The 25,315-nt window shown below is 69.3% G+C and carries 24 protein-coding genes and 1 pseudogene; 11 read left to right on the top strand and 14 right to left on the bottom strand.

Features of this window, described 5'->3' with window-relative positions; translation table 11 throughout:
- The first annotated feature begins 68 nt into the window (after positions 1-68).
- Both CW362_RS05255 and CW362_RS05250 read left to right on the top strand, forming a co-directional pair.
- Positions 69-1,214 (top strand): acyl-CoA dehydrogenase family protein, encoded by a 1,146-nt coding sequence (locus tag CW362_RS05255; protein ID WP_103548158.1) that lies wholly within the window; start codon positions 69-71, stop codon positions 1,212-1,214.
- Positions 1,215-1,245: 31 nt separating this feature from the next.
- Positions 1,246-1,644 carry a RidA family protein gene (locus tag CW362_RS05250; protein WP_103548231.1) on the top strand — a complete coding sequence of 133 codons (399 nt, stop codon included), beginning with the start codon at positions 1,246-1,248 and terminating at the stop codon, positions 1,642-1,644.
- A 269-nt stretch (positions 1,645-1,913) separates the two neighbouring features.
- On the opposite strand, the pseudogene CW362_RS05245 reads toward CW362_RS05250, so the two are convergent.
- Positions 1,914-2,801: pseudogene (locus CW362_RS05245) on the bottom strand (helix-turn-helix transcriptional regulator); the annotation flags it as partial.
- A 216-nt stretch (positions 2,802-3,017) separates the two neighbouring features.
- On the opposite strand from CW362_RS05245, the gene CW362_RS05240 reads away from it, so the two are divergent.
- The 3 genes from CW362_RS05240 to CW362_RS05230 are packed head-to-tail and all read left to right on the top strand — an operon-like array spanning position 3,018 to position 5,955.
- Positions 3,018-3,995 carry an aldo/keto reductase gene (locus tag CW362_RS05240; RefSeq protein ID WP_103548157.1) on the top strand — a complete coding sequence of 326 codons (978 nt, stop codon included), beginning with the start codon at positions 3,018-3,020 and terminating at the stop codon, positions 3,993-3,995.
- A 45-nt stretch (positions 3,996-4,040) separates the two neighbouring features.
- Positions 4,041-5,069, top strand: coding sequence for a zinc-binding dehydrogenase (locus tag CW362_RS05235; RefSeq protein ID WP_206300866.1), 1,029 nt, complete (start codon positions 4,041-4,043; stop codon positions 5,067-5,069).
- Positions 5,070-5,103: 34 nt separating this feature from the next.
- Positions 5,104-5,955 (top strand): aldo/keto reductase, encoded by an 852-nt coding sequence (locus CW362_RS05230; protein WP_103548155.1) that lies wholly within the window; start codon positions 5,104-5,106, stop codon positions 5,953-5,955.
- A 150-nt stretch (positions 5,956-6,105) separates the two neighbouring features.
- Here the strand turns inward: CW362_RS05230 and CW362_RS05225 are convergent, their stop codons facing one another.
- Positions 6,106-6,300 (bottom strand): DUF5999 family protein, encoded by a 195-nt coding sequence (locus tag CW362_RS05225; protein WP_103548154.1) that lies wholly within the window; start codon positions 6,298-6,300, stop codon positions 6,106-6,108.
- 276 nt (positions 6,301-6,576) lie between these two features.
- Here CW362_RS05225 and CW362_RS05220 point away from each other — a divergent pair, with 276 nt between their 5' ends.
- A complete protein-coding gene (locus CW362_RS05220; protein WP_103548153.1) occupies positions 6,577-7,005 on the top strand; it encodes a DUF6299 family protein in 429 nt (142 codons plus the stop codon).
- Between the two features lie 111 nt (positions 7,006-7,116).
- Here CW362_RS05220 and CW362_RS05215 read toward each other — a convergent pair whose 3' ends face one another.
- The 5 genes from CW362_RS05215 to CW362_RS05195 form a co-directional block, all read right to left on the bottom strand.
- On the bottom strand, positions 7,117-9,192 hold the full coding sequence (locus tag CW362_RS05215) for an Hsp70 family protein (RefSeq protein WP_103548152.1): 2,076 nt from the start codon (positions 9,190-9,192) through the stop codon (positions 7,117-7,119).
- Positions 9,189-9,830: a hypothetical protein gene (locus CW362_RS05210; RefSeq protein ID WP_240657650.1), complete on the bottom strand. Its 642-nt coding sequence runs from the start codon at positions 9,828-9,830 to the stop codon at positions 9,189-9,191. The genes CW362_RS05215 and CW362_RS05210 overlap by 4 nt, the downstream gene beginning before the upstream one ends.
- Positions 9,831-9,883: 53 nt before the next feature.
- Entirely contained in the window at positions 9,884-11,479 is a 1,596-nt protein-coding gene (locus CW362_RS05205; RefSeq protein ID WP_206300865.1) for a hypothetical protein, read from the bottom strand.
- 278 nt (positions 11,480-11,757) lie between these two features.
- Positions 11,758-12,393, bottom strand: coding sequence for a DUF3293 domain-containing protein (locus tag CW362_RS05200; RefSeq protein WP_103548151.1), 636 nt, complete (start codon positions 12,391-12,393; stop codon positions 11,758-11,760).
- Positions 12,394-12,732: 339 nt separating this feature from the next.
- Complete coding sequence (locus CW362_RS05195) at positions 12,733-13,572, bottom strand: SDR family oxidoreductase (RefSeq protein WP_103548150.1); 840 nt, start codon at positions 13,570-13,572, stop codon at positions 12,733-12,735.
- Between the two features lie 92 nt (positions 13,573-13,664).
- On the opposite strand from CW362_RS05195, the gene CW362_RS05190 reads away from it, so the two are divergent.
- Complete coding sequence (locus CW362_RS05190; RefSeq protein ID WP_103548149.1) at positions 13,665-14,036, top strand: winged helix-turn-helix transcriptional regulator; 372 nt, start codon at positions 13,665-13,667, stop codon at positions 14,034-14,036.
- Positions 14,037-14,241: 205 nt separating this feature from the next.
- Here CW362_RS05190 and CW362_RS05185 read toward each other — a convergent pair whose 3' ends face one another.
- Positions 14,242-14,712, bottom strand: a complete 471-nt coding sequence (locus tag CW362_RS05185) for an ATP-binding protein (RefSeq protein WP_420856857.1) — start codon at positions 14,710-14,712, stop codon at positions 14,242-14,244.
- Between the two features lie 428 nt (positions 14,713-15,140).
- On the opposite strand from CW362_RS05185, the gene CW362_RS05180 reads away from it, so the two are divergent.
- Positions 15,141-16,193 (top strand): hypothetical protein, encoded by a 1,053-nt coding sequence (locus tag CW362_RS05180; protein WP_103548148.1) that lies wholly within the window; start codon positions 15,141-15,143, stop codon positions 16,191-16,193.
- A 72-nt stretch (positions 16,194-16,265) separates the two neighbouring features.
- On the opposite strand, the gene CW362_RS05175 is transcribed toward CW362_RS05180, so the two are convergent.
- The 4 genes from CW362_RS05175 to CW362_RS05160 are packed head-to-tail and all read right to left on the bottom strand — an operon-like array spanning position 16,266 to position 21,233.
- Positions 16,266-17,546: a hypothetical protein gene (locus tag CW362_RS05175; RefSeq protein ID WP_103548147.1), complete on the bottom strand. Its 1,281-nt coding sequence runs from the start codon at positions 17,544-17,546 to the stop codon at positions 16,266-16,268.
- Complete coding sequence (locus CW362_RS05170) at positions 17,543-17,809, bottom strand: hypothetical protein (RefSeq protein WP_103548146.1); 267 nt, start codon at positions 17,807-17,809, stop codon at positions 17,543-17,545. The genes CW362_RS05175 and CW362_RS05170 overlap by 4 nt, the downstream gene beginning before the upstream one ends.
- On the bottom strand, positions 17,806-20,460 hold the full coding sequence (locus CW362_RS05165; protein WP_103548145.1) for an SUMF1/EgtB/PvdO family nonheme iron enzyme: 2,655 nt from the start codon (positions 20,458-20,460) through the stop codon (positions 17,806-17,808). The genes CW362_RS05170 and CW362_RS05165 overlap by 4 nt, the downstream gene beginning before the upstream one ends.
- Positions 20,457-21,233 carry a class I SAM-dependent methyltransferase gene (locus CW362_RS05160; protein WP_103548144.1) on the bottom strand — a complete coding sequence of 259 codons (777 nt, stop codon included), beginning with the start codon at positions 21,231-21,233 and terminating at the stop codon, positions 20,457-20,459. The genes CW362_RS05165 and CW362_RS05160 overlap by 4 nt, the downstream gene beginning before the upstream one ends.
- Before the next feature lie 375 nt (positions 21,234-21,608).
- Between CW362_RS05160 and CW362_RS05155 the strand changes: the two genes are divergently transcribed.
- The 3 genes from CW362_RS05155 (at position 21,609) to CW362_RS05145 (ending at position 23,205) form a co-directional block, all read left to right on the top strand.
- On the top strand, positions 21,609-22,436 hold the full coding sequence (locus CW362_RS05155; protein ID WP_103548143.1) for a helix-turn-helix domain-containing protein: 828 nt from the start codon (positions 21,609-21,611) through the stop codon (positions 22,434-22,436).
- On the top strand, positions 22,433-22,645 hold the full coding sequence (locus tag CW362_RS05150) for a DUF397 domain-containing protein (protein ID WP_103548142.1): 213 nt from the start codon (positions 22,433-22,435) through the stop codon (positions 22,643-22,645). Before CW362_RS05155 ends, CW362_RS05150 begins: the two co-directional genes overlap by 4 nt.
- Before the next feature lie 125 nt (positions 22,646-22,770).
- Positions 22,771-23,205: an SMI1/KNR4 family protein gene (locus tag CW362_RS05145; protein ID WP_103548141.1), complete on the top strand. Its 435-nt coding sequence runs from the start codon at positions 22,771-22,773 to the stop codon at positions 23,203-23,205.
- Between the two features lie 51 nt (positions 23,206-23,256).
- Here the strand turns inward: CW362_RS05145 and CW362_RS05140 are convergent, their stop codons facing one another.
- On the bottom strand, positions 23,257-23,787 hold the full coding sequence (locus tag CW362_RS05140) for a GNAT family N-acetyltransferase (protein ID WP_103548140.1): 531 nt from the start codon (positions 23,785-23,787) through the stop codon (positions 23,257-23,259).
- An 80-nt stretch (positions 23,788-23,867) separates the two neighbouring features.
- On the bottom strand, positions 23,868-25,151 hold the full coding sequence (locus CW362_RS05135) for a protein kinase domain-containing protein (RefSeq protein WP_162683962.1): 1,284 nt from the start codon (positions 25,149-25,151) through the stop codon (positions 23,868-23,870).
- Positions 25,152-25,315: the final 164 nt, after the last annotated feature.

Raw genomic sequence — 25,315 nt, 5'->3', positions numbered from 1 at the left:
GTGTTGGTGACGACAGTCAACGGTTCGCGATAGCGTGGGTGGCGTCCGATGGGGAGAGAGGACGGGCAATGACCGCATTCTCGCTCGATCCGGGGCAGACCGCCTGGTGTGCCGAGCTGCGCGCGCTGGCCGGGCAGCAGCTGCGCCCCCTGGCCGACAAGGGCGAACCGGGCCACGTCAACCGCCCGCTCGTCGCCGCGCTCGGCCGGCTCGGCCTGCTCTCCCGCCTGTTCTCCTCGGGCGCCCTCGACCTCTGTCTGATGCGCGAGTCCCTGGCCCAGGTCTGCACCGAGGCCGAGACGGCGCTCGCCCTCCAGGGACTCGGCGCCCATCCCGTCCACGCGTACGGCACCGCGGCCCAGCGCGCGCGCTGGCTGCCCGGGGTCACGGACGGCGACGCGGTGGCCGCCTTCGCGCTGAGCGAGCCCGGCGCGGGCTCGGACGCCGCCGCGCTGGCGCTGCGGGCGGACGAGGACGGCACCGGCGGCTGGCGGCTGACCGGCGAGAAGTGCTGGATCTCCAACGCCCCCGAGGCCGACCTCTACACCGTCTTCGCGCGCACCACGCCCGGCGCGGGAGCCCGCGGGGTCACCGCCTTCCTCGTCCCCGCCGACCGCCCCGGCCTCACCGGCACCCCCCTCGACATGCTCTCCCCGCACCCCATCGGCGCCCTCGCCTTCGACGCCGTACCCGTCACGGCGGACGACGTCCTCGGCGAGCCCGGCCACGGCTTCCGGGTCGCCATGAACACCCTCAACCTCTTCCGGCCGAGCGTGGGCGCCTTCGCCGTCGGCATGGCGCAGGCCGCGCTGGACGCCACCCTCGCGCACACGTCCCGGCGCGAGGCGTTCGGCGGCCCGCTGAAGGACTTGCAGACCGTGGCCCACCAGGTCGCCGAGATGGCACTGCGCACCGAGGCGGCCCGCCTGATGGTGTACGCGGCCGCGGCGGCGCACGACGAGGGGGCCCAGGACGTGCCCCGGCGGGCGGCGATGGCGAAGCTGCTCGCGACCGAGACCGCCCAGTACGTCGTCGACACGGCCGTCCAACTGCACGGCGCCCGCGCCCTGCGCCGGGGCCACCTGCTCGAACACCTCTACCGCGAGGTGCGCGCGCCACGCATCTACGAGGGCGCCAGCGAGGTCCAACGGGCCATCATCGCCAAGGAGTTGTACAGGACGGCCGAGCGGCCGGAAGGCGCGGTGTCCCGGTGACCGCCGGGTGTCCGGAAAGAAAGGTGTCCAGGTGACCGCCGAGCGCGTCAACCCGCCCGAACTCTCCCCGCCCGCCGGCTTCTCCCACGCCGTCGTCGCCACCGGCTCCCGGGTCGTCTTCCTGGCCGGACAGACCGCGCTGGACGTGGACGGGAAGGTGGTGGGGGAGACCCTGCCCCAGCAGTTCGAGCGGGCGCTGGCCAACCTGCTGACCGCGCTGCGTGCGGCGGGCGGCACTCCCGCGGACCTCGCCCGGGTCACGGTCTACGCCACGGACGTCGCCGACTACCGCGCCCACGCCGCCGAACTGGGCCGCATCTGGCGCCGGTCGGCGGGCCGCGACTACCCCGCGATGGCCGTCGTCGGCGCCGTGCGCCTGTGGGACGAACAGGCGCTGGTCGAACTCGACGGCTTCGCCGTGCTGGCGTAGGACCGCGGGGGAACGGGGTCCGGGCCCGGGAGCGGGCGGGTCCGGACAAGGAGGCCCGCCGCCGGGACAGCCGGGCCGGCCACTGGTCCGGCACCGGTGGACCGGGGCGGGGCCGGCAGAACGCACTCACGGCAGTCGGGCCCGCGCGGCCTCACATCCGGGATCTGAGCACGTCGACCTCGTCCATGGGCGATCAGTATCCCGGGGACGACCGCCGACGTCGCCGGGTTCACCGCGTGCGATTGCACGGCTGACCGCGTCCCGCCACCCGGCCGAGACGCTGTGTTCTGCGTCGAGGCGGCCGATACAGCCATGTCGAGCAGGAGCAGGGCGTCGTGGTCAGCGCTGCCGGGGACGGCGGTGTAGACACCGATGCGCTGGCCGGGGGTGCCTTCGACGTGCAGTGACTGCGAGGTGAGGGTGACCGTACCGACCTGCGGGTGCTGGAAGACCTTCTGGGCGGGCTTGCGTCCGGTGACTTCGTAACGTTCCCACAGGCCCGCGAAGTCGGGGCTCTTCAGGAGCAGTTCGCCGACGAGGTTGGTGAGGTCGGGGGCGTCGGGGGCGGTTCCGGCGACCGCGCGCAGCCGGGCGACACAGCCGGTGATCTGGCGGTCCCAGTCCGGGAACAGGGCACGCGCGGCCGGGTGGAGGAAGAGGTAGCGGGCGAGGTTGCGGTGCTTGGCCGGCCAGTCCTCCAGGCCCGCGTAGAGGGCGAGGCCGCCAGGGTTCCAGGCCAGCATGTCCATGCTGCGGCTGATCACGTAGGCGGGGTTCGGGCGCAGCGATTCCAGCAGCAGCTTCAGGTGGGGGCGCACGGTGCGGCTGGGGGCGGGTGGCGGTTCGGGCGCGTAGCGGGCCGCGCGGGCGGCGAGCTCACGCAGATGTTGATGCTCCTGGTCGTCCATGCGCAGGGCGCGGGCGAGAGAGTCGAGGACGGCGGGGCTGGGGCGGGTCTCCTTGCCGCGTTCCAGGCGCACGTAGTAGTCGATGCTGATGCCGGCGAGGGTGGCCAGCTCCTCGCGGCGCAGGCCGGGGGTGCGGCGGATGCCGGCGCCGACGGTGAGGCCGACGTGTTCGGGGCTGGTCTGGGTGCGGCGGGCGCGCAGGTAGTGGCCCAGCTCGGCGCCCTCGCTGTGCGCGTTCGTCGATGCCATGACTCCAGTCTCACCCGATGAGCACCCGCCCCGCGGGGCCGAGGGGGGCCCTGTCATTACCCCTGAAGAGCCCGCCCTGCCACATGGACGCGATCAGGGCGAAGGTGAAGGAGCAAGACGCCGGTACCCCGGTCTCTTCCCCGACAGCTCAGGCGCGATCCGCCGGGCCGGGTGAGAGTGAGGGGCCGGGTACGCCACGGATCGAAAGAGGGCGAGATGCGGTACATAAAACTGCGTGACCTGGAGGTTTCCCGGATCGGGCTGGGCGCGATGGGCATGTCCCACGGCTACACCGGCTCGGGCACCGACGACGCTGAGTCGATCCGGACCGTGCACCGGGCGCTGGAACTGGGCGTCACCCTCGTCGACACCGCCGAGATCTACGGCCCCTACACCAACGAGGAACTGCTCGGCCGGGCGCTGAAGGGGCGCCGGGACCAGGTGGTGCTGGCCACCAAGTTCGGCCTGGTTTCGCACGGCGGCGACGGCGCGTGGAACCTGGACTCCGGCCCGGCCAACATCCGCACCGCGGTCGAGGGCTCGCTGAAGCGTCTCGGCACCGACCACATCGACCTGTACTACCAGCACCGGGTCGACCCGAACATGCCGATCGAGGAGACCGCCGGCGCCGTGGGCGAGCTGATCGCCGAGGGCAAGGTGCGCGCCTTCGGCCTCTCGGAGTCGGGCCCGGACACGATCCGCCGCGCCCACGCCGTCCAGCCCGTCACCGCCGTCCAGTCCGAATACTCCCTGTTCACTCGCGGTATCGAGGAGCGCGTGCTGCCCGTCCTGCGAGAGTTGAACATCGGCCTAGTGCCGTTCTCCCCGCTGGGCCGCGGCTTCCTGACCGGCACCGTGCGCTCCACCGACCAGTTCGACGAGAACGACTTCCGGCGCGACAACCCCCGCTTCACCGGTGAGAACTTCCAGCACAACCTCGCGCTCGCCGACGAGGTCAAGACCCTTGCCGACGAGGCCGGTGCCACACCCGGTCAGGTGGCACTGGCCTGGCTGCTCGCCCAGGGCGACGACATCGCCCCGATCCCCGGCACCAAGCGCGTCAGCCGGGTCGAGGAGAACACCGCCGCCGACGCCGTCACGCTGACCGCCGAGCAGCTCGACAGGCTCTCCAGCCTGCCGCCCGCCGCCGGCGCCACCCACACCGAGGCCCAGGCCCGAATGCTCGAACGCTGACACCCGTCACGACCCGGTACGACCCCCGTTTGGAGCGGCACCCTCATGCGTGCAGCAGTGATGTACGGAGCCGGCGACGTCCGCGTCGAGAACCGGCCCGACCCGAAGATCGTCCAGCCTGCCGACGCCGTGGTACGCGTCGTCGCCGCGTGCGTGTGCGGCAGCGACCTGTGGCCGTACCGGTCGATGCCCGCCACCGGCACCGGCCGCCCCATGGGGCACGAGTTCCTCGGCGTCGTCGAGGAGACCGGCACGGACGTGACCGGTCTGAAGACCGGTGACCTGGTCGTCGCCCCGTTCACCTACAGCGACAACACCTGCGACTACTGCGCCAAGGGCCTGCACATCTCCTGCCGCAACGGCGGCCGGTACGGCTTCGACGACGTGGACGGCGGGCAGGGCGAAGCCGTCCGTGTCCCCTACGCCGAGGGCACCTTGGTGAAGCTGCCGGTGGCCGCCGACTCCACGCTGCTGCCGTCACTGCTGGCGCTGTCGGACGTGATGACCACCGGCCACCACGGCGCCGTCACCGCCGGCGTCGGCCGCGGCGACACGGTGCTGGTCGTCGGGGACGGCGCGGTCGGCCTGTGCGCGGTGATCGCCGCCAAGCGGCTCGGCGCCGAACGGATCGTGCTCGCCGGCCGACACGAAGCCCGCACCGGCCTGGGCCGCGAGTTCGGCGCCACCGACGTGGTCGCCCGACGTGGCGAGGAGGGCATCACCCGCATCCGCGAACTGACCGGCGGCGTCGACAAGGTGATCGAGGCCGTCGGCACCCGCCAGGCCCTCGACACCGCGCTCGGCGCGGTCCTGGACGGCGGCACCATCAGCCGCCTCGGCGTCCCGCAGTACGAGCAGGGCCCGATCGGCCCGGCCGAGTTCATGCGGAACATCACGCTGACCGGGGGCGCCAGCCCTGCCCGCGCCTACATCGAGCAACTGCTGCCCGACGTCCTGGACGGCACCATCGTCCCCGGCCGCGTCTTCGACCAGACCTTCCCCCTCGACCAGACCCCGGACGCCTACCGGACCATGGCCGACCGCCAGGTACTCAAGGCCCTCATCCGTCCCTGACCCCTGACTCGCCCGCACCACAGAGGACTTCCCCATGCAGTACGTGACCTTGAACAATGGTGTCGAGATGCCACTCCTCGGCTTCGGCGTCTACCAGATCCCCGCCGAGGACACCGAACGCGCCGTCTCCGACGCGCTGGCCGCCGGCTACCGCCTGCTGGACACCGCAGCCGCCTACGGCAACGAGGAAGCCGTCGGCCGCGCCATCGAGTCCAGCGGCATCCCGCGCGAGGACCTGTTCGTCACCACCAAGCTGTGGGTCCAGGACGCCCCTGCCCAGGACAACGCCGAGCGCGCCTTCGAGACGTCCCTGAACAAGCTGGGCCTGGACCACCTCGACCTGTACCTGATGCACCAGCCCTTCGGCGACGTCTACGGCCAGTGGCGCGCCATGGAGGCGCTCAACCGCGAGGGCCTGGCCAAGGCGATCGGCGTGGCCAACTTCTACCCCGACCGCCTGCTCGACCTGATCGTCAACAACGAGATCACCCCGCAGGTCAACCAGATCGAGACCCACCCGTTCTTCCAGCGTGCCGACTACCAGGACCTCATGCGCGAGCACGGCGTGCAGCTCCAGTCCTGGGGCGGCTTCGCCGAAGGCAAGAACGACCTGTTCACCAACCCGCTGCTCACCGGGATCGGCAAGGAGCACGGCAAGTCGGTCGCGCAGGTCGTGCTGCGCTGGCTGACCCAGCGCGGAGTCGTCACCATCCCCAAGTCCGTACGCGCCGAACGCATGGCGGAGAACATCAACGTGTTCGACTTCCAGCTCACCGACGAGCAGATGGCCCGGATCGCCACCCTCGACACCGGCGGCTCCCTGTTCTTCGACCACCACGACCCCGAGATCGTCACCTGGCTGGCCAAGCGTCGGCTGAACGACTGACCCGCACATGCACGGGGGCGAGCCGTCGGTCACAACTCCGTGGCCGTCTCGTCGGGTCCGGTCGCGGGCCTGGCCGAGCCGCTCGGGAATCGTGTGGGCGATGCCCCGCCGACGGAGCCGGTGCGGATCGCGACGGCCCCTGCGGCAGGTTCAGGCCGCGACGGCCAGCCGGTCGGCGAACACCCGGTGCGGAGCGATCACGCTGCCGTCGGGGAGCAGTTCCCCGCTGTCGTCGAAGACGATCGCGCCGTCGCACAGCAGGTTCCAGCCCTGCTCGGGGTGGGCCGAGACGATGTGCGCGGCGGCGGTGTCCGCGGACGGGCACGAAGACCGGTGTGAGCACATGGTGCACCTCCACCTGGGATGCGAAGAGTGTCGGCGGCGCTGTCGTCGCCCTCGCATGTACAGAAGATGCGCCCACGGCGAACCGAACGGAACACCCGGCCGGGAAGCGTGACAACACGAGGACAACTCTCGGACGCCCCCGAGACGGACGGTTTCGACCGGCCACGAGGGAGAGGTGGCAAATCGCCACCAAAGGGGTGATGGTCACCGCTCTCGGGACCTTGGACCGGTACCTGTTGAGCACCCTTTGCAGATCCCCGCTCCAGGAGGTACCCCATGTCGTTCCGCCAGGCCGCCAGCGCGGCCGCCGCCGGCGCCGCGCTGCTCCTGCTCCTCGCCCCCTCCGCCACCGCCCTGTCCGCCCCGTCCGGCGAGATCACCGTCGACCCCACCGTCACGGTCGCCGCCGACGGCACCATCACCCTTTCCGGCACCTACCGCTGCACGGGCGCCGCCGGGCCCGTGTTCGTGTCCTCCACGGTGACCCAGGGCGATCCCTCGGTCAGCCACCCCATCGGCGGCTCCTCGGCGGTCTGCGACGGCGCGGAGCACCGCTGGAGCAACGCGGAGAAGAACGAGCCCCACACCCTCGTCCCGGGACCGGCGCAGGTCGAGGCCACGGTGTTCGACCTCAGCGCCACCGGCCTGCCCCTGCCCACGATCCACTCCACCCGGAGGCAGGACATCACCGTCGTGCAGAACTGAACGGACGCGAGGAGGGGGCCGCCGACACCACGAGCCGGCGGCCCCCTCTCATCGGTCAGGGGCCGGAGCGCCGGTCCCCGCCCCGTCGGCTTCCGTCCGGGTGCGCCACGTTCACCGGGAAGGCACGGCCGGATTGGGTACGCGTCGGTTGAAGACCCACACGCCCTGAGACTGGGTCGCCCCCATGACCCGCCCGGCCGTCCGGAGCCATGGATTGGCCTTCTGGAACGGTGCGAAGTTGTCGTTGGAGACGATGACCCCACCGACCTCGTCGGCGATGCTGATCACCAGCGCGTCGCCCCGGCCCTCGGTTCCGGCCGGGGGCTGCACGACGGTCCCGTCCGCGATGGCCGCCTCCACGCGGGGCCGCTCCTCGGCGGACACGTCGTGGCGGAGGGTGGCGTCGACCACCACGTGGATGTCGCGGTCGGCGTGCTTGAACCGGAGCGACCGCACAGCAGCCTCCAGCGCCGCGAAACTCGGCTTGCCGCCCGCCGTGCGCGGAGGCCGCCCGTTCCAGGCGAGGTTGGACCCGTCGATCACGAGCGGCGGTGTGCCCGAAGCCGCGCCCGCAGGCTGCGGCGAGGAGCGCGGAGGCGCGGGCTTGGGCGCCCCCGGGCCCTGACCCTGACCCTGCTTCTCGGGCCGGGCCTGCTGCGGATGCGTCGGCGTGGCCGCGGGACGGGCCGTCGGGGCGAGGGCGAGCAGTCGGTCGAGCTCCTTCCTCACTTCCGGCAGGACGTTCCCGTCCCCGAACACCTTGACCTCGCCGTCGAGGACGACCTCGCCGGTCTTCTGCAGGGTCGCCCGGACGGTCAGCAGGCCTTCCTTGCTGTACGTGTACTCCAGGTCGAAGACACCGTCCTCGGCCCGGCAGCGCTGGGGGTACGTCAGGACGAGGTCGGTCAGTTTGACGTTGTCCGGGTGGTCGACGTCGCGGTCCGGGTCCCCCTCCCAGACCTCGACGGTCAGCTGGGAGATGTTGTCCTTCGTCGGCTCGTACGACTTCACGCGTTGCTGCGGCAGGTGCTGGTTGCGGTCGATGAGGGCGCTGAAACTCCGCTTGCCCTCACGGTCCTTGGTGACCGTTCCCAGGGCGTGCGAGTTGACGACCCGGATGATGCTCGGCAGTTCGCCGTCCATGGCGGCGGCGGTGATCGCCGCACCCTCGGCCACCGCGGTCATCGGGTCGCACAGCGAGGTGTCCACGAGTTCGCAGTCGAGCGCCTCCGACACCGCTGCGCGCACCGCCGGGATCTGGCTGCTGCCACCGATCATCAGCACCGCGGTGAGGTCCCGCGGATCGATACGGGCCTGCTCCAGGCACTCCTCCACCGGGTCGAGCGCACGGTTGATGAGGTCCTGGATGGCGTCGGAGAACTCGTCCTGCCCGATCTCGACCGCGACGTCGTCGGGAGTCAGGACGGTGACCGACTCCTGCTGGGAGAGCAGGATCTTGGCCCGCTCGATCTCCAGGGCGAACATCCGCTTCTCGGAATCGCTCCAACGGCCGCGTGCGGGTGCCCGGTCGAGGACCATGCCGCGCAGCCGGGCGTCGATCTCCAGGCCGCCGAGACGGTTGACGCCCCGGCTCGCCTTCTCGTCGAAGAAGCCGTTGTCGTGCAGGAGAAGGGTGGCGTCCATCGTGCCGCCGCCCCAGTCGAAGACGAGGAACTCGCCGTCGACCTCCATCTCGTGCGCGTACGAGATCGCCGCCGCCGTCGGTTCGTTCAGCAGGGTACGGACCGTGAGCCCCGCTGCGCGCGCGGCCTCGCGGGTCCGGAAGCGGGCGGCTCCGGTCGCGTTGGCGGGCACGGTGATGACGGCCTCGCGGATCTCGGTGGCCGCCTCCTCCTCCGCGGCGCCCGCGATGGCGTGGAAGACGCCGGCCGCCGCGGTGGTCGCGGCGAACCGTTCACCGCCCAGCTTGACGAAGGGCTCCTCGCGCAGCATGCGCTTGCACGCCTCGACGGCCTGCTCGGACCGGAGTTTCGCCTCCCAGCCGAACAGGGTGCCCGGCCGCAGCGAACTCGTGCCGACGACCGACGGGTAGAGGAGTTCGAACCCCTCGCGCCGCCAGTTGGCGTCCAGGCCCTGCCCGCCGATCTCCAGGACCTCGACGTACTCGCCGTTCCACTGGGCGGCGACCGAGTTGGTGGTCCCGAAGTCGATACCGGCAGCCGTCATGCTTCCTCCCCAGCCCTCACACCCGCGGATCCGGCGACGCGCCGGAGTTGCCCCGCGAGAATGACCTTTCCTGTCAACTCGTCCACGTACGCCGGACTCAGCAACTCGAAGGCGTCTCCCTCGCCCTCGGTCACCACGAACCGGTCGCTCTCCTCGGGCTCCGTCACCCGCAGCAGCCGCAACTCCCGCAGGTGCGCCGTCATCGCGCCCTCGACGGTCTCTCGGCTGTCGCCCGCGCGGGACCAGAGCAGCGCGTCGATCTCGGCGAGGCGCCCGGCGAACTGGGCACGGGTGCGGAACTCGTCGAGGACGGCCCGGCGGACGGCCGCGGTCAGCGCGCCCGCCGCGGGCACGTCCTCGGCTCCGGCGGCCGCCAGCGCGTCGGGCACGCGCGCCGCGACCCCCTTGATGACCGTCATCGCGTCGATGGGGTCGGGCTGGTGCGGAGTTTCGGGAACCCCGGTCCCCACGGTGCCGGCGGTCTCGTCCGCGCGCTTGCTCCAGCGGCGCTTCATGCCTCCGGGCTTGTGCGGGGGCGGTGCGGTCTGTGCCCCGGGCTGGATCTGACCGCACGCCGGGCACGGACGGTGCGGCCGTTTTTGCTTGTGGACGGCCGCGGGCTTCTTCTTGGAAGGCATCAGGGTTGCTCTGCTTCGTTCGGCTGGGGCGGTCGGTCAGGACTACGGCGCGGTCATGGCGCGGAACTGTGGCGGTCCAGGCGCGGCACGGTGGCCCGGAAGTCGTCGAGCAGTTCGACGGCGGCACGCGCGCGGATGGCCTCGAGGTCACCGCCACTGGTGACCGGCGTCCGGCGCGGCAGGGGTTCCACCGGGGGCACCAGATGCTTCGGCACCTCGTACGGCACCTCGTACGGCGACCGGTCGAGCGGCAGCCGGTAGAAGACGTCCCAGCCCGTGTCGCCGCGCAGCGCCCCACGGATACGCTCCTCGGCCATGTTCAGTTCCGACTGGGCCCTGGCGTCGCCCTCGCGCTGCCGGAACAGGTCCCGGCAGCGTTCCTCCCAGCCTTCGGCTCCGTGGTCCAGGCCGATGTCGAGGAAGGGATTGCCGAACGGGCCGCGGTCGTTCCTCCGCGTGCTCCTCCAGGTGCGCAGGAGCCGCAGGTTGCGCTCGGCCGATGCGTCGCCCCGTGCGGCGGCCCGCTCGGCGTGCTCCTCGGCGGAGTCCAGGAGCCGGTCCCGCGCCGCAGGGGAGTCGACCCGCTCGCTCTGTGCCACGGCCACGTACGCCGCGAGGGCGTGGGCCTCCTGTACCAGGTCCGCGGGAACCTTGCGGTTGTTGGTGCTGTCCCGGGTCAAGGAGCGGGCCTGCTGGGCCGCCTCCTCCAGGTCGCCGGCCTTCACCAGGCCGTAGGCCCGGTTCAGGGCGACGAGCGCGTAGAACGGACTGCGTCCGGCGTCGACGAGCCGCGTCGGCTGCCAGAGGCTGGTCATCAGCAGCCAGAGTCCCCGGTCCTCTGTCATGCTCGGCGGCCACTGTCCGGACAGCGCGCCCGACCGCAGGTCGCGCAGCTCGACCTGCTGGGGCCGGGGCAGGACCGCGTCGAGCGCGCCCAGGGACGCCAGGTCGCCGTCCATGACGACGTCGTACAGCAGGTCCCACACGTCGTCGGGTTCCTGCCGGACTAGGGTCTCGTCGCGGAGGAAGGAGCGTCGGCGCAGGTAGGCTTGCCAGCCCAGACGCTCGGCCTGTTCACCGGTGACCTGTGTGGGGGCGAGCCGGGCACGCAGGTAGAGGCCTTCCTCGGAGTCCCGTCGCTCCCAGGGGGCGTCCTCGGGCATGAGGCCGCCGTGGTCGATCAGGTCGTCGACGACGGACAGTGGCGCCCATGCGAGGAGTTCGTCGAGAAACCTGTTCGGCACGGGTATCGCGCCCCGTGTGGCCGCGGTCGCGAAGAGGCTGAAGGCGGGGCCGCCCGCGATCGCATGGGAACGCTTGCCGGCCAGCTCCGGACCGGGCGTCGCCGAGCACAGCACCCTGCACCGCTCCAGGCCCGCCTCGTTGAGCCAGCGCACGCCGCCGGCCCACAGACTCCGCAGATGACCGAGGACGGACTCCGGCGGCAGGGCGCTCAGACCGGCGCGCACCGCGGGCAGCAGGTTCTCGCGGTCCGGATCGCCTGCCAGGGCCTGCGTGAGGACCGCCCGTTCGGTCTCGGGCACACCGGTGGCCGCCACCGCCTCCGTGAGCATGCCCAGTACGGCTTCCACCGCCTCGGCGCCCCCGACGCCGAGCCAACGCCACTTGCGCTGGACGAATCCGCTCACGCCGGAGGAGTCCTGGCTCTCCCGGCGTTCACGCGCGCGCCTCAAGCGTTCCTGTTCAGCGGCTTTCGCAGCTCGGCGGGCGGCGACCGGGTCCGTCATGTCGTACACGCCGACAGGTTAACCGTGTGGTCTGACAATCCATATGCCCCCGCACATATCGTGACCATGGACGATGACTGTTCGAGCGTTCCTGGCCGAGTGCCGGCGGAGTGGTGTTCTCCGCGTTCCGCCGGGCACGTGCCGGACGCCGTCCGTGTCACCTTCGGGGCATCACGACATCAGTCCGTGCCCTCCACAGCGGGGCGTGCCGAACGGCGCAGCGGAGACGTCCTGTCCCGTACGTGCCGGCGCGCACCGCACAAGGGATGGGTCTCGTACGTCACTTCGGCCGGGAACCCGTCGGTCCTGAACCGCTCGGACGGGGAAGGGGATGACGACCGGCCGGGCCGGGCGGACGCCGCCCACCCGCTCACGGCGGCGGTGTCGCCGTCGCACGCCGACAGGCGCCACGCGTCCGGGGTCCAGGTGAAGATCGCGTCCTGGCCGAAGCGCCGCCCCAGTTCCCGCGCGGCGTCCTCGCTCATGCCGACGACGGCGACGCTCTCCTCGGTGTGCGTGCCGCTCGTGTCGCCTCCCGTCGCGGGCCACCAGGCGAGCCGTCGCCGGTCGAGCTCGTCGAGCAACAGGCCGTGGGCGTGGGCGTTGTACTCGGCGGAGGAGGTACGGCCGCGCGGATTCCACGCGGTGATGACATGAAGGGCGGCGCCGTCGGCCGGTTCGGGGAAGGTTCCCTCGACGGTGCCCGGTGAGCGTGGTCCGACCCGTACGGTCCGGTCGGGGAAGTGGATGTCCACGACCGCGTGACGGTAGAGCTCCCAGTTCTGGGGCGTGTCGGGTGTGCCGATGGCGTGCACAAGGGCCTCCTGTGGAACGAAGGACCCCCTTACACGTCATGCAGGGAGATCGGTGCCTGCTCCCGGCCGTGCTCGGCCGGGTCGGCCTGCTCGGCCGAGCGGCAAGGTGTCACGAATCCGGCCGCGAGACAAGGGCTTTGGATCATATTGCAAAGGCCCGTGACGGATGTTGACTTCCCGCTCGGTCGTGAGTTCCAGCGCCAAGTCCCGGCTCGCTGGACGGCATCCAGCCCGTCGCTTTCCGTACCTCGACCACTGCCAAGGCCGACTACGGAGGTGGGCGCCTCGTGCGGCCACGGCCACACGAGGCTGCCAGGTGTTCTTCAGTTGGGCTGTGCCTCAACGGAAGACGGCGATGTTGCGGGCGACCCAGCCGCCGAAGGGGCTCGGGGCGCGGCCGAGGACTCGTTCCACGTCCGGACTGATCCGCAGTTCCGCCGGGTTCGGGGCGGAGATGATGTCGAGGGTGTCGTCGGCGAGTTCCACCGGCACGAACCGGGTCATCATGGCCTTGGCCTCGTCGCGGGCGAGTTCGTGGAACCGTACGGGCGAGCCGAGCGCGGCGGCGATCGCCTCCGCCTGCTGACGCGGCGTGATCACCTCTGGCCCGGTCAGCTCGTACACCCCGCCGGTGTGCCGGTCGTCCAGCAGGCAGGCCGCCGCGACCTCGGCGATGTCCGCCGGGTCGATGACCGGCACCCCTACGTCGCCGAAGGGCGCGGCGACCGTCCCTTGCGTGCGGACGGACTCCGCCCAGGCCAGGGCGTTGGAGGCGAAGCCGCCCGGGCGCAGGACGGCCCAGGCCAGGCCGGACTCCCGCAACGCGTCCTCCACCGCGCGCATCGCGACCCGCGACGGGCCGAGCGGCCTGGTCGCCACGCCCTGCGAGGACAGCAGGACGACTCGGCGGACCCCACTGGCCGCGGCCAGGCCGATGATGTCGGCCGGCCTGGCTTCGGGGGCGTGCAGGTCGCCGGACAGCAGGAGGAACAGCGCCTTCGCCCCGTCCAGCACGGGTGTGAGGCTTGTCGGTTCGGCCAGGTCGGCCGCCACGTGCCGGACTCCGTCCGGCATCGCCACCGCGTGCCGCGACACCGCCGTCACCTGCTCGCCCGCCTCGGCCAAGGCTTGCGTCAAAGGTCGGCCCACATTCCCGGTAGCCCCGGTCACCACGATCATGTTCAGCTCCTGTTCGGTCGTGTACTACGGCGATCGACGCTAGGAGTCAGGCTTACTTTTCGTAAGAACATACCCAAAGGTAAGCTCCAGGCATGGGAGAAGGCGCGCAGCTCAGGCAGGCCGAGGTGGGCGATCGGTATGAGGTGTTTCACACCGACTGTCCCGCGCGTGACATGGTCGACCACGTGACCAGCAGATGGGGTATCTGGGTGCTGATCTCCTTGCGGAGCAACGACCTTCGGTTCTACGAGCTGCGCAACAGCATCCAGGGCATCAGCGAGAAGATGCTCGCTCAGACCCTGCGTGCGCTGGTCCAGGACGGCCTGATCTGGCGGGAGGTGGAGCCGACGACGCCGCCCCAGGTCACCTACAGACTGTCCGAGTTCGGCCAGGACGTCAGCGAGCCGCTGACGGACTTGTTCGACCGGATCACACGGCGGCTGTCGCCGCACAGCCCGGGATAGTGCGGTAGTGGCCGGCCTCGAAACCGGAGCCCACCGAGCGGGCCGCGCTCGGCCAGGGGGTGACCGTACGGCGCGGCCAGGGCCGCACCCTGCGCGTCACCGCCGCCGATACGCCCCGGCGACCGCACACGATGACACCAGAACCGACTTCAACGAGGAATACGCGACACCTCAACACGCGAGCCCACCAGTCTCGCACCCGGACTCACAGGACACACTCCGCCCACACCGTTTTCCCGGGCCCCTTCGAACGTGGCACGGAGCCCCACCGGTCGGCCACCACGGCCACGATCATCAGCCCGCGGCCGGACTCGGCGTCGCCGGGAGGCTCACTCAGGGACGGCAGGGGCACTCGCTCCGCTCGCGCGTCGGAGACCTCCAGGCGCACCAGTTCAGCCGTGGCGACGAGCCGCACCTCGAAGTCACGGCCCGGTACGCGTCCATGGCGCACCGCGTTGGTGGCGAGTTCGGCCGTGATGAGGGTCAGGGCCTCGTTGGCGGGGGAGTCGTAGGCGTGCCCCCAGGCGTCGAGCCGGTGCGACACCAGGCGTCGGGCGAGACGTGCCCCGCGCGGTGTGGAGCTGAAGCGCATCACGAACTCACGTGAGCCGAAGAGAATCTCCGGGAGGCCCGGGGCCGGGGGTGTCGTCTCGGGCGGCGGGAGTTTGCTGTTCATGCCCTCCACGCTGGCGTGATCGCAGTGCCGGCGCACAGGTCCGACGCGCGTACAGCGATGGTGTGTGGGCGGAGCCGTGTCGCCTGTACGCGGTGTACATACGGTGACAGGCGGAGCGTTGTGAACCCTTCCCTCCCCTGCTCTTCTCTCCGCTCTCCCTGCATGGTCGCGCGCACGTCCCCACCGGGACGCGGAGTCCCGCGTCCTGGTGGCGCGCGATGCCTTTCAAAGCCTTTGGGGAAATACCGACCCACCAAACCCGACCTGCTCGCCCGCGAGTTGGGGTGCCACTCGTTCGGGTGATGGGAGCCTCGATCGGCCGGTTTGGTGGGGTACGGTCGCGGCACACGACCACAAACAGAGAACGGCCCCCGGCAGGACGGCAATCCCGACGAGGGCCTGACCACTCAGGAAGAGATACCTTCCCAATGGCTGATCCGCAGTCTAACGCGGCCCTGCCCGCGTACCCGTTGCCCGAGTTGCACTCGCAGCCCGCGCCTCCAGAACTCCCGCCGGACGCACCCCGAGCCGGAGTCCTCCACGTACGGCACCGCCACGCCGAGCGGTACACCGTCGTCGGCAACCACCTCGCCCAGCACCCCCGCCTCTCCGCCGTGGCGATCGGCGTCGGCGTCCACATCCAGTCCCTCCCGGACGGTGCCTCGGTCACCGTCAAGGCACTCACCCTGCGCTTCCCGGAGGGCGAGGTGACGATGGGCAGGGCGTTGCGCGAACTGGAGGCCGCCGGGTACCTCGTCCGCTGCCGGGTGCCGCTGGGAGGCGGCCGTATCGCCACGCGTACGTTCTTCCTCGACTGTCCGGTCACGGCTGTACGGTCCGCTGCGCGAGGCAAGGGCAGCGCCGGTGGCAGTGGTGGCAGCGGTGGCAGTGGTGATGGCGGTGGTGGTGGCGGTGATGCGGAGATGGCCGGTCCTGTTCCGCCCGTCGCCGAAGTCGATCCCGAACCTCGTTCCGCACCAAGGCCGTTGGCTGCTCCAAAGCCGACTGAGGGCTCACGTCCCGACTCGCCGGCGGCTCCCGTACGTACGAGGCGCGTCACCCCCGACCCCGTCCCGACGCCCACCGGACCGGCGGCCGACCTGCTCGCACGCCTGCGTATCGCGGACCCCCGACTGCTGCTGTCCGAACGGGACGTCCGGCGACTCGCGCCCGCCGTCGAGGCCTGGCTCGCCCGCGCCGCGACGCCGGACCAGGTCACCCGCACACTCACCGCGGGCCTTCCGCCCGAAGCCGACCCCGTCCGCCACCCGGCGCGCTTCGTCGAATACCGCCTGACGACCTTCCTCCCGCCGCCGTTGCCGGCAGCGCTCCCACCTGCGGTGAGTGTGCCGACTTCGCCGCGACCGCTGCCGCTGGCCACCTGCGACGGCTGCGAACGCGCCTTCCGCACGCACGATCCGAACGCACTGTGCCGAGAGTGCCGAGATGCCCGGGCGGCGGCAGCCCACCCGGCCGCCTGAGCCGTTGCTGTTTCGGCAACTGAATGGCGTTGACTCAGGGCTTGGTTACCTCGTGGCCCGAGACGGGCCGCGCTATCCCTGTTTGGCCGCGCTCCGCAGTGATGACACCACAAGTCGTCCGTACCGGGTGGTGAGGACTGCTGCCGTTGCGACGACGGACAGGCCGACGGCGAGGAGCAGATGAGGCACGGAGTGGTCGTCGAGGACCTGAAGAACGCCGAGGGCAGTGCCGAGTGGCAGGCCGAGGATCGTGAGGACGCCGAGAGCACCGCTGATCTGCTGGCTCTCTTGGGTTTGAACAAGTCTGCTGTAGTCGGCGGCCTCGGCGAGAATCTCCTGGAAGCGCGCGGGCAGCCGGTACTGGTTCTGGAACGCGAGCAGCAGGTCGTTCGCGGCGCCGTGTGCGGTCAGGTGCTGCCGCCAGTAGGTGCTGCGGAAGACAGCGATGTTCTGTTCCAGCACGGCAACGCGGCGGGCCAGCCGTGAGGAGGCGAACACCTCGGAGAGCTCGTCGGTGAGCTCGTCGATGTGATCACGCTGAAGGGCACCGAGGAGCAGGGCGTCGAGATAGACGGTACGGGAGTGCAGCGCACCGAACTCGTAGAAGTCGCCCGCGCCGCTGTCAGGCCGATGACCGAGGAAGGCAGCTCCCTGTCGCAACACCAGGGCGCTCCAGTCCGCTGAGATCCGTAGGACGTCTTTGAGCTGATCACGCGCGGTCTCCGGCGGGAGCGGGAAGTCGGCCGACGTCGAGCGCGACGCGAGCTTCCACAGCCACCGGTCGGCAGTCGGGGGAAGTTCTCCCTCCGTGCCGTGGCGAAGCGTAGGAGCGTGTCGTGCGGTCGGCGTCATGAAAGCGATGGAATAGGGCCGGGCGATGCCGAAAGGCCCGTCGGTGTCGCGCGCGTCGGCTATGCCGGCGAGCAGCCCGGCCGGGTCGAATGCCCCGGTCAGCGGATCTTCGGTGGAAGTCTGCCGCCGTCCTGCCAACGCCCGCAGGACAGGTAGCAAAGGTCGTTCCACCCTGAAGTGCATTACCGCGAGGGCGTGTTCGGGCTTGCGGGCGGTTGCGGCGTGCAGGATCTCCATGCCGAGCAGGTGCAGCCCGTCCTGCTTGACGTCCAACGGAAGGTACCAGCGGCGGGGGCGTCCGGGGGTCCCGTAGAGGGCCCGCGCGGAGGCGGGGGCGAAATAGGTCGATCGGGTTTCGGCGTCGGTGCGTCGGCTGCCCAACTCGAACGGGAAGGGGCCTTCGTTCCAGCCGGGAGCGCGAAGCAGCCGTACCGGCAGGACGACTGTCAGTTCTTGCCGTGCCCCAGTGATGTCGTCAAGTGGCGGAGTGCTGTTGGTCACCGGTAGTACTCCGCCGGTTCGGGCTGGTCGAGTCGGATGACGAACTCCGCCCGGTCGGGACTGTCGGCACGGATGTGGAAGCGGACGCGTTCACCGGTGCGGACGGTCCGGAACCCCTCCGTCACGATCTGGCGGTAGTCGAAGGTGTAGTACCGCTCGTCCTCGTCGTCCCGCACGATGTACAGGCCGGACGCACCGCTGAGTCCGCCACCGTTGGGGCGCCTGTCGACGATGGTTCCGTGGTGCGGTCCGCCGCCGGTCATGCTGTCGTCTCCTCTGCTTCAAGGCTGTCGGTGATGTCCTGCACGCACCGGAAACCGACGGCGTTGCTTCCGCCGCGCTTTCGGTAGATGCCTTTGGAGCTGGTCTGCACAGCTCGCAGCGGATTGTCGTAGCTGCCACCGCAGATGACGGCCTCACCGGGATCGTCGAGGCTGGTTGAGGTCCATTCCCAGCAGTTGCCGACCATGTCCCGCACACCGAAAGGCGAACGGTTGTTGACGCGTTCACCGTCTGGCGTCACCCCGGCTCGACGTAGGGCGTCGCCCGCGAAATCGTGGTACCACGCCTGGTACGTCACGACAGGCCGGCCGACCCAGGAGTCGGCGCAGTTGACGGCTTGATCGTCGGGATTGTCTCCCCAGGGAAACAGCCGACCGTCCGTTCCACGTGCAGCGGCCTCCCATTCGAGGGAGGTCGGCAGACGCTTGCCGTCGAACGCGGAGAAGGCGTACGCGCTCCACCAATTGACGCAGATCGCAGGGTGGGCGTCGTAGCGAGGGTCGGTGTAGTAATCGGGCCACCGCAACCGGTCGGTCCATGGGCGGTGAGTGACGTGGGCCGGCTGGTCAGGGTGGTCCCACTGAGAGGTGCCGTCCGGGTCGAGGGCTTCCAGAAAGCGACGGTAGCGTGCGACGGTCACGGCATGCCGGTCGAAAAGGACGGGGTGTGCAATGCTGCGGAGCAGTAGCCGTTCGGCCGGACCGACCAAGTACCTACCGGCGGGCAGCACACAGTCGTTCGTCTCGGGGACGGTGGGCATGGCAGCGAGGAAGGCACGCACCTGCTCGGTGAGGAAGGCTCCGTCGGCAACGTCCAGCGCCGTGTCACGGCCCGACTCAGCGAGATACCGGGCGGCCAGCAGTTCCTGGTACGCCGTGTGCGCGAATGCGACGTGATCCGGACCTACTGGTCGCAGCAGCGGCGCGAGAACGCACGCAGCGAGGCTGAGGTCCCCGGTGGTGAAGGCGTCGGCGCCGAGCAGACGGTGCAAGTCGAGGTAGGAGAAGACCGTCCGGTCCGTGAGAAATGCGTGTCCGAACGTGGCCGCCAGCCGCCCCTCCAGATCGGGTCGGCCCTGTTCGGCCAGGGTCCGGGTGATGTGGGCACCGAGGATGTCCGCGAGTGGTTGTTTCGGCGGAAGTGCCAGAGCGTTGCTCAGCCGCCTCTCCAAAGGGGTGGTTCCTGGCTCAGCCAGGCGTACGACATGGAAGTGCGGAACGCGTGACGGCTCGACGCCGTTCGCGTACATCTGCTCGACCAGTTGCTCGGAGCGACCGGCGCCGCTGTCGAGCAGTTGACGTACCTGGGGCGAGTCGGCGAGGAAAGACACACGTGAACTCATGACCACCGCCGACTCGGCGGACAGGACGGCAGCAAGATCGGTGAAGAGCCGAAGGAAACCTGCTGGGCTGGGTTCCTCAACGCCTTCGTCGACTGCGTCGAGCACGCACAGCGCGGACCCGGAACGGATCAGATACAGGAAAAGGTCGTACGCGCGTGAGCGGTCCGATGCCATGGCCGGCGCCAGCAGACGGGCCGCGTATTCGGAGAACGGTTCATCCTTCGGTTTGAGGCCGAGGTCGAAGTAGAAGCGGAAGCGGCGGATATCCGGACTCACGGCGAGTGAACGCAGGAGGGTGCTCTTGCCGCTCCCCGGACGGCCCGTTACCAGGACGTTCGCACTGTCCTGCACCAGACGGGCCAACAGCCCGGCCGCGTCCTCGGACTGCTCCACCCGCGCTTCGCCGGTGTGTGAGTCGGTGGACATGACTGCCGCGGCCACCGCTGTGCGTGGTTCGGCCTGTTCAGGGGAGAGTAGATCTGCGAGATGCGTTTCAAGGTTGACGATGGTGTCGACGAAGCCTTCATAGCGCACGATCCGGAAATCCATGCCCAGCATCTGGTGGAGCGGCCCGGTCGTCGCGTCGTCCCCCACGTCGTCCAGGATGACGAACCGGGTGAGCTTGGGCAGTCGGGTGTGCAGCAACTGGCCCCCGCTGGAGGCGAGTACGGTATTCAGGTCGTCGGCCTTCTTGGAGAGCATCAGCTCCACGTACTCCAGGCGCATCCCCGACTCACGGCAGAACAGCTGATACACCGTGTCGGGACTGAGGACGAACCGTTTGGCTTGACGGTAGCCCAGGGTGACGTACAGTCCGGCCAGGAACTCGCACCTGCGTGCCACCTCGGGTGCCATGTCCGGCTCACCGCCGAGCAGTGCCGCGCTTCCTGTGTCGGTGAACCACACCAGCACGTCGACGAGCCTGCGGACCGCCAGCAGTCCGTCCTCGTCACTGATGTCGTATCCGTCGTGCGTGGATCGGTTGCGAAGCCGCCGGATGTCCTCGAGCGCGTCCACGACGGTGCTGCTGCGGATGTGCGGACGGCAGCGTTTGACGAGATCGTTCAGAGCCTTCGTCGAAGGGTCACCCTCGACGCCATGGTGACGCCACAACTCTTTGAGAAGCTTCTCGGTCAGCTTTCCCACCAGGGCGACCGCGTTCTCGGGGTAACCGTCGTTGAGGGATCGCAGCGGCCGTTCCAGATCGAGCCCTAATCGGTCGGCGATCCGCGTGTGATCGTCGAGTTCACTCCTCAATCGCCGTAGACGCTCATCGACCACTGTGCTCACGTACCCTCCTGCCCTCGCCTGCCGAGGATGAACGCGAACCGGTCGGGGAACACCAGGACAGGCTCCGGGTGAGAGACCCGCATCTCTTCGATGCCCTTCTCGATCTCACTGTCTGTGAAGGTGGAGAGCAGCGACATGTAGCGAGCGCGAACCATGCCGAAGTACTTGTCCCGGTCGATGCGCAGCTCATGCTCCACATGAGTGAGCGAGGCCTCCAGTCCGGCTGCGCGCAGGTGTTGCTCGATACCGGTCGGGTCAGGTTGCAATTCCTCGAAGCGCACGAGGGCCGCCTCGAAGAGCGGATATCGGATGGTGGCTGGAAGCATCACAACCAACACGCGGCCGCCGGGAGCCAACTGGTCGGTCAGACCTCGAAGGGTGTGTGCGGGGTCGGCCACATGGTGCACCGACTCCTTCAGCCACATGGCGTCGAGTTTCTCGTACGGTAGATCGGCGCGCCCTTCGGCGAGATCCTCCGCGGAGGCGACGATCGGTGTCAGATCAGGTGGCGGCGGACTGCCGAGTCGACGGAGCATCGCCTCGGACGGATCGACGCACAGAATGGGATGGAGCGGCTTGAGCCGTCTGGCTACTTCCCTGGCGAACAGGCCTGTGCCCGAGCCGATGTCGGCAACGCGGTCCGCGGGATCGAGCTGTAGGGCCTCGGCGATCCGGCCGGCCATCCAGGGAACGTAGTTGGAGTCATAGACCCAGTGCTCGTCGTACTCGGCGGCAAGGCCTTCGTAATGCCCCCGCACGTCGCGCCGCTCCACGATCCCCCTCGCGTCCCGTCCACGTCCCGGCTGTGGCGTGCCGGATCCTGGCAGGTTATCGCGGGTACGAAGGCGGCGACAGCGTGTAATCGGTCGGTGGTGGGTGAGCAGTGCCGGATTCCCAAGGCGCGCGGCGGTGAACGTGCGGTCATGCGATGAACCCTCATACCCCGTGTGAGGGAAGTTCCCTCGTTGATCGGTCCTGTGGCTCGGCGGCTTCTAGCGTGAAGGTCGCGATCTGACGGGTTCCAGGCGGCAGGTTTCTGCCAGCAGTGAGCTGTGCGTGCAGTTGATCGGGTGGGTGGTGGAGTTGAGCGGGCGCGTAAGCGAAGTGCGGGGGTGGGCGGAACAGTGACTCCGAACGCGGACACAGGCATGGAGGCGGATACCACCGCGTCGCCTGAACCGGAATCGGGCATCCTGCGGGTGTTCGGACGGCAGTTGAAACGGTTCCGGCTGCGGGCGGGTCTGGAACGAGCGGAGTTCGGCTCGGGGACCGGTTACTCGGCTTCCACGATCGCGGCGTTCGAGCAGGGGCGGAGGGTGCCGCCACCTCGGTTCATCGACGTGGCGGACAAGATGCTGGATGCGGGCGGAGTTCTTCAGGAGATGAAGGAGGAGGTCGCGAGGGCTCAGTTCCCAGCGTTCTTTAGGGATGCGGCGAGACTGGAGGCGGAGGCGGTCGAGCTGCATGTGTACGCGAGCCAGGTGGCACCAGGTTTGTTGCAGACGAAGGAGTACGCGCGGGCGGTCTTTCGCATGATGAGGCCCCCGTTGGATGATGCAACGGTTGACGAGCGAGTGGTGGGACGGCTGGCTCGTCAGGAGTTCTTCGCCCGGCGTCCCACGCCCCTTGCCACCTTTGTCATCGATGAGTCAGTGCTCAAGAGACCGATCGGTGGACGACAGGTGCTTCGTGAACAGTTGGAGCACTTCCTTCTGGCTGGCCGCAAGAGAACCGTCGACGTACAGATCATGCCTCTGGATCGAGAGGAGAACGCGGGCCTGGCAGGTCCTTTCACCTTGATCGAAACAGGTGCTGGGCGGAGGACCGCGTACGTTGAGGTGCAAAGCGCGAGCCGGCTGTTCGTCGAACGGGACTCCGTCCGCAGCTTGGAGACCAAGTACAGCAGCCTCCGGGCGCAAGCGCTCACGCCTAACGAGTCGATGGCGTACATCGAGATGTTGCTGGGAGAGCTATGAACGACGTGAGCACCAAGCGGGTCGATCCTCGGCTGCTTTGGATAAAGAGCAGCTTCAGCAGTGAGGAAGGCGGTGAATGTGTGGAGGTGGCTACCGACACCAACACTGTTCACGTGCGGGATTCCAAGGACATCACCCGCCCTGGACTGACCGTTGGCATGGACGCCTGGGCGATGTTCGTCGGTCACACGGCCAACGAGCTCCACTGAGTCGAATGAGTTGGGGCCGGGCCTGAAGCCGGCGCCCCCTGCGTCCGCGCAGTCGTCCGGACTCGGACTCCTGGCCCGCAAAAGCTGCCCGTCCGTTCTGCCGGGTTTGGCTAAGCTGCTCGGCTGTGTGGAGACAAGTAGCGCTGGAAGCCTTTCCCGATGCAGGGATCCGGGAGCCCATAGGTGCGTCGGCGCTTGCCGAGGCTGAGTTGCGGCTCGGGCGAAGTCTGCCGACGGAGCTCAAGCAGTTGCTTCTGGAGAGCAACGGTGTGATCGGCCGCACTCACGTCGACACTGTCTGGACTGTCGACCAGATCGTCGAGCAGAACCTCTTCTTCTGGTCCGACGAATCCTTGGCTCGGCTCTATATGTCTTTCGATGCCTTCTTGTTCTTCGGGGACAACGGGGGCGGTGATCAGTTCGCCTTCGTGCAGAAGCCGGAGCGTGCGGACGTGTTCGTCTGGGAGCACGAGAGCGACAGCCGCCGATGGGTGGCCAACGACCTGCGGGACTACCTCGGTCGTTCGCTGAGTGCTGGCGGCGACGACTGGTATCAGTAGTGGTAGGCAGCTCCCCATGACCTCGACGTGCCGATAGCTGGTGAGCGATCGTCAAGAGTTGTGGATCGGCTGAGATGCTGGTGTGTTCTTGCGTTCCAGCAGCGTGATGGTGATGCCGGGCGCGATCTGGCGCTCGCCGACAGGTATGAATCCGCGCCGACGATAGAGCGCGACGGCGGGCAGGTTGGCGGTTCCGGTGGAGACGACGGTCAGTTCCGCAGGCTCGATCGAGTCCAGAGCATCGAGCAGTGCCGTTGCGACGCCGCGGCGATGCGCGACGGGATGGACCACGAGGCGGCAGATGTCTAGAGCACCATTCGGCAAGCGGGTCCAAGCGACCGCTCCGAGGAGCCTCGACTCGTCGCGGATCCCGAGGAAGAACTCGTCACATGCGCGCAACTCCTCAAGGGACTCGTGCAGGGGCGGGATGCCGTCGAAGCCGATGAGCCGGGCTTCGACCGCGTAGGAGGCCCGTTGAAGATCCCACAGATGAAGCAGGGTGTCTGGATCGGACAGGTCGAGCCGGACCGGTTCGACAAAAAGCCGGTGGGATTCGGTGGCTGCGTGGCGTCGGCCGGTCATGCTGCGATCTTCTCAGAATGCTCAGCCAGGAGGCCGTTCTCGAACTTCGCGCCGGAACGGACCAGGGCAACCAGGCAAGCTCAGGTCAGGTCGCCCAGAGCGCCTATCAGGAGGATCAGTACCAGTGCCCCGTAAGCGACGATTCCGACAGCCGCCGAGACCTTGACTCCCTTGCTCAGCCGTCCGCTGCGCCGGGTGACGGCCGAGCACGACAGCCACAGCCCCAGCACCGGCGCGACCAAAAACCCGAATATCACCAACCCGCTGCTGCTCTCCTCGCTTTCCATCTGCGAAATCATCAGCCCCATGAAAGGGAGGAGCGCAAGGGCGAGGACCAGTCGGCAGACCCGGGACACTGGCCCTCTGGGGGCCTTGCTCCCCGGGGACCGAGGCGGTTGCGGCGGCACGAAGGTGGTCTGCTGCGACGGGCCGAGCGTGATCTGCTGCGACGGGCCGAAGGCGGACGGCGGCGGGCCGAAGGCGGACTGTTGTGGTGGCCCGAAGGCGGGCTGCGGCGGCGCCGGTGTCGGAGCCGGTTCCCGCAGTGCCGCACGCATCGACTCCGCGTCCGGGTAGCGCTGGTCCGGGTCCTTCGCCAGGGCGCGGGCCAGGACGGCCTCCACCACGGGGCCCGCCGCGACACCCAGGGAGGCGAGGGTGGGCGGCGGGGCGGTGAGATGCAGGTACCCGATCGAGTACCCGGAGTCCGCCTCGAAGGGGAGGCGGCCGGTGAGCATCTGGAACAGCATCACGCCGACCGAGTAGAGATCGGAGCGGGGGTCGATGCCGGAGCGGCCGAGCACCTGCTCGGGCGACATGAAGTGCGGGGTGCCGATCATCAGGCCGGTTCGCGTGAGAATGGTCCCGGTCCCCTCGGCGGCCCGCGCGATGCCGAAGTCCGCCACCTTCGCGGTGCCGTCCGCCGCCAGCAGTACGTTCCCCGGCTTGATGTCGCGGTGGACCAGCCCGTGCGCGTGGGCCGCGGCGAGTCCGGCCAGCACCTGCGAGGCGAGATCGAGGGCCTGGGGCACCGGCAGTCGGCGCCGCGCGACCAGCAGATCGGCGAGGCTGTGGCCCTCGACGAGTTCCATCACGATGTACGGGACGGGTTCGTCCCCCATGTCATGGACCGCCACCACCTGTGGATGGCTGAGGGCGGCCATGGCCCGGGCCTCCCGCCGGAACCGGGCCGGATACCCGTCGTCCGACGACAGGTCGGCGAGCATCACCTTGAGCGCGACCGTACGGGCCAGCTTCGTGTCGTAGGCCCGGAAGACCTCGGCCATGCCGCCGCTGCCGAGCTTCGCATCGATCCGGTAGCGGCCGTCGGCCAGTACCGTTCCAGGTCCCCATGCATCCCCCACGGCGCCGATCATGACACCGGCCGCCCATCACCGGGCGAAATTGATCAATTGTTCCGGCAAGGTCCCGAAAATGGTCGGATCGGACATCGGATGACTTCCGTCTGCCAAGCCGGTGGCCGGCTCACGGGAGAGGTGGTTCCACGGGACCGGCCCACACCGTGCTC

Origin of the sequence: Streptomyces populi (assembly GCF_002911015.1) — a bacterium.
GTDB classification, from domain to species: Bacteria; Actinomycetota; Actinomycetes; order Streptomycetales; family Streptomycetaceae; genus Streptomyces; species Streptomyces populi.
This window is presented reverse-complemented; position numbering and strand designations above follow the sequence as displayed.

What these genes read in the sequence shown, in the direction of transcription:
- CW362_RS05255 (WP_103548158.1), top strand. Translation starts at nt 69, where the DNA reads ATGACCGCATTCTCGCTCGATCCGGGGCAGACCGCCTGGTGTGCCGAG.
- CW362_RS05240 (WP_103548157.1), top strand. Translation starts at nt 3,018, where the DNA reads ATGCGGTACATAAAACTGCGTGACCTGGAGGTTTCCCGGATCGGGCTG.
- CW362_RS05235 (WP_206300866.1), top strand. Translation starts at nt 4,041, where the DNA reads ATGCGTGCAGCAGTGATGTACGGAGCCGGCGACGTCCGCGTCGAGAAC.
- CW362_RS05230 (WP_103548155.1), top strand. Translation starts at nt 5,104, where the DNA reads ATGCAGTACGTGACCTTGAACAATGGTGTCGAGATGCCACTCCTCGGC.
- CW362_RS05225 (WP_103548154.1), bottom strand. Translation starts at nt 6,300, where the DNA reads ATGTGCTCACACCGGTCTTCGTGCCCGTCCGCGGACACCGCCGCCGCG.
- CW362_RS05220 (WP_103548153.1), top strand. Translation starts at nt 6,577, where the DNA reads ATGTCGTTCCGCCAGGCCGCCAGCGCGGCCGCCGCCGGCGCCGCGCTG.
- CW362_RS05215 (WP_103548152.1), bottom strand. Translation starts at nt 9,192, where the DNA reads ATGACGGCTGCCGGTATCGACTTCGGGACCACCAACTCGGTCGCCGCC.
- CW362_RS05210 (WP_240657650.1), bottom strand. Translation starts at nt 9,830, where the DNA reads ATGCCTTCCAAGAAGAAGCCCGCGGCCGTCCACAAGCAAAAACGGCCG.
- CW362_RS05195 (WP_103548150.1), bottom strand. Translation starts at nt 13,572, where the DNA reads ATGATCGTGGTGACCGGGGCTACCGGGAATGTGGGCCGACCTTTGACG.
- CW362_RS05190 (WP_103548149.1), top strand. Translation starts at nt 13,665, where the DNA reads ATGGGAGAAGGCGCGCAGCTCAGGCAGGCCGAGGTGGGCGATCGGTAT.
- CW362_RS05185 (WP_420856857.1), bottom strand. Translation starts at nt 14,712, where the DNA reads ATGAACAGCAAACTCCCGCCGCCCGAGACGACACCCCCGGCCCCGGGC.
- CW362_RS05180 (WP_103548148.1), top strand. Translation starts at nt 15,141, where the DNA reads ATGGCTGATCCGCAGTCTAACGCGGCCCTGCCCGCGTACCCGTTGCCC.
- CW362_RS05170 (WP_103548146.1), bottom strand. Translation starts at nt 17,809, where the DNA reads ATGACCGGCGGCGGACCGCACCACGGAACCATCGTCGACAGGCGCCCC.
- CW362_RS05155 (WP_103548143.1), top strand. Translation starts at nt 21,609, where the DNA reads ATGGAGGCGGATACCACCGCGTCGCCTGAACCGGAATCGGGCATCCTG.
- CW362_RS05150 (WP_103548142.1), top strand. Translation starts at nt 22,433, where the DNA reads ATGAACGACGTGAGCACCAAGCGGGTCGATCCTCGGCTGCTTTGGATA.
- CW362_RS05140 (WP_103548140.1), bottom strand. Translation starts at nt 23,787, where the DNA reads ATGACCGGCCGACGCCACGCAGCCACCGAATCCCACCGGCTTTTTGTC.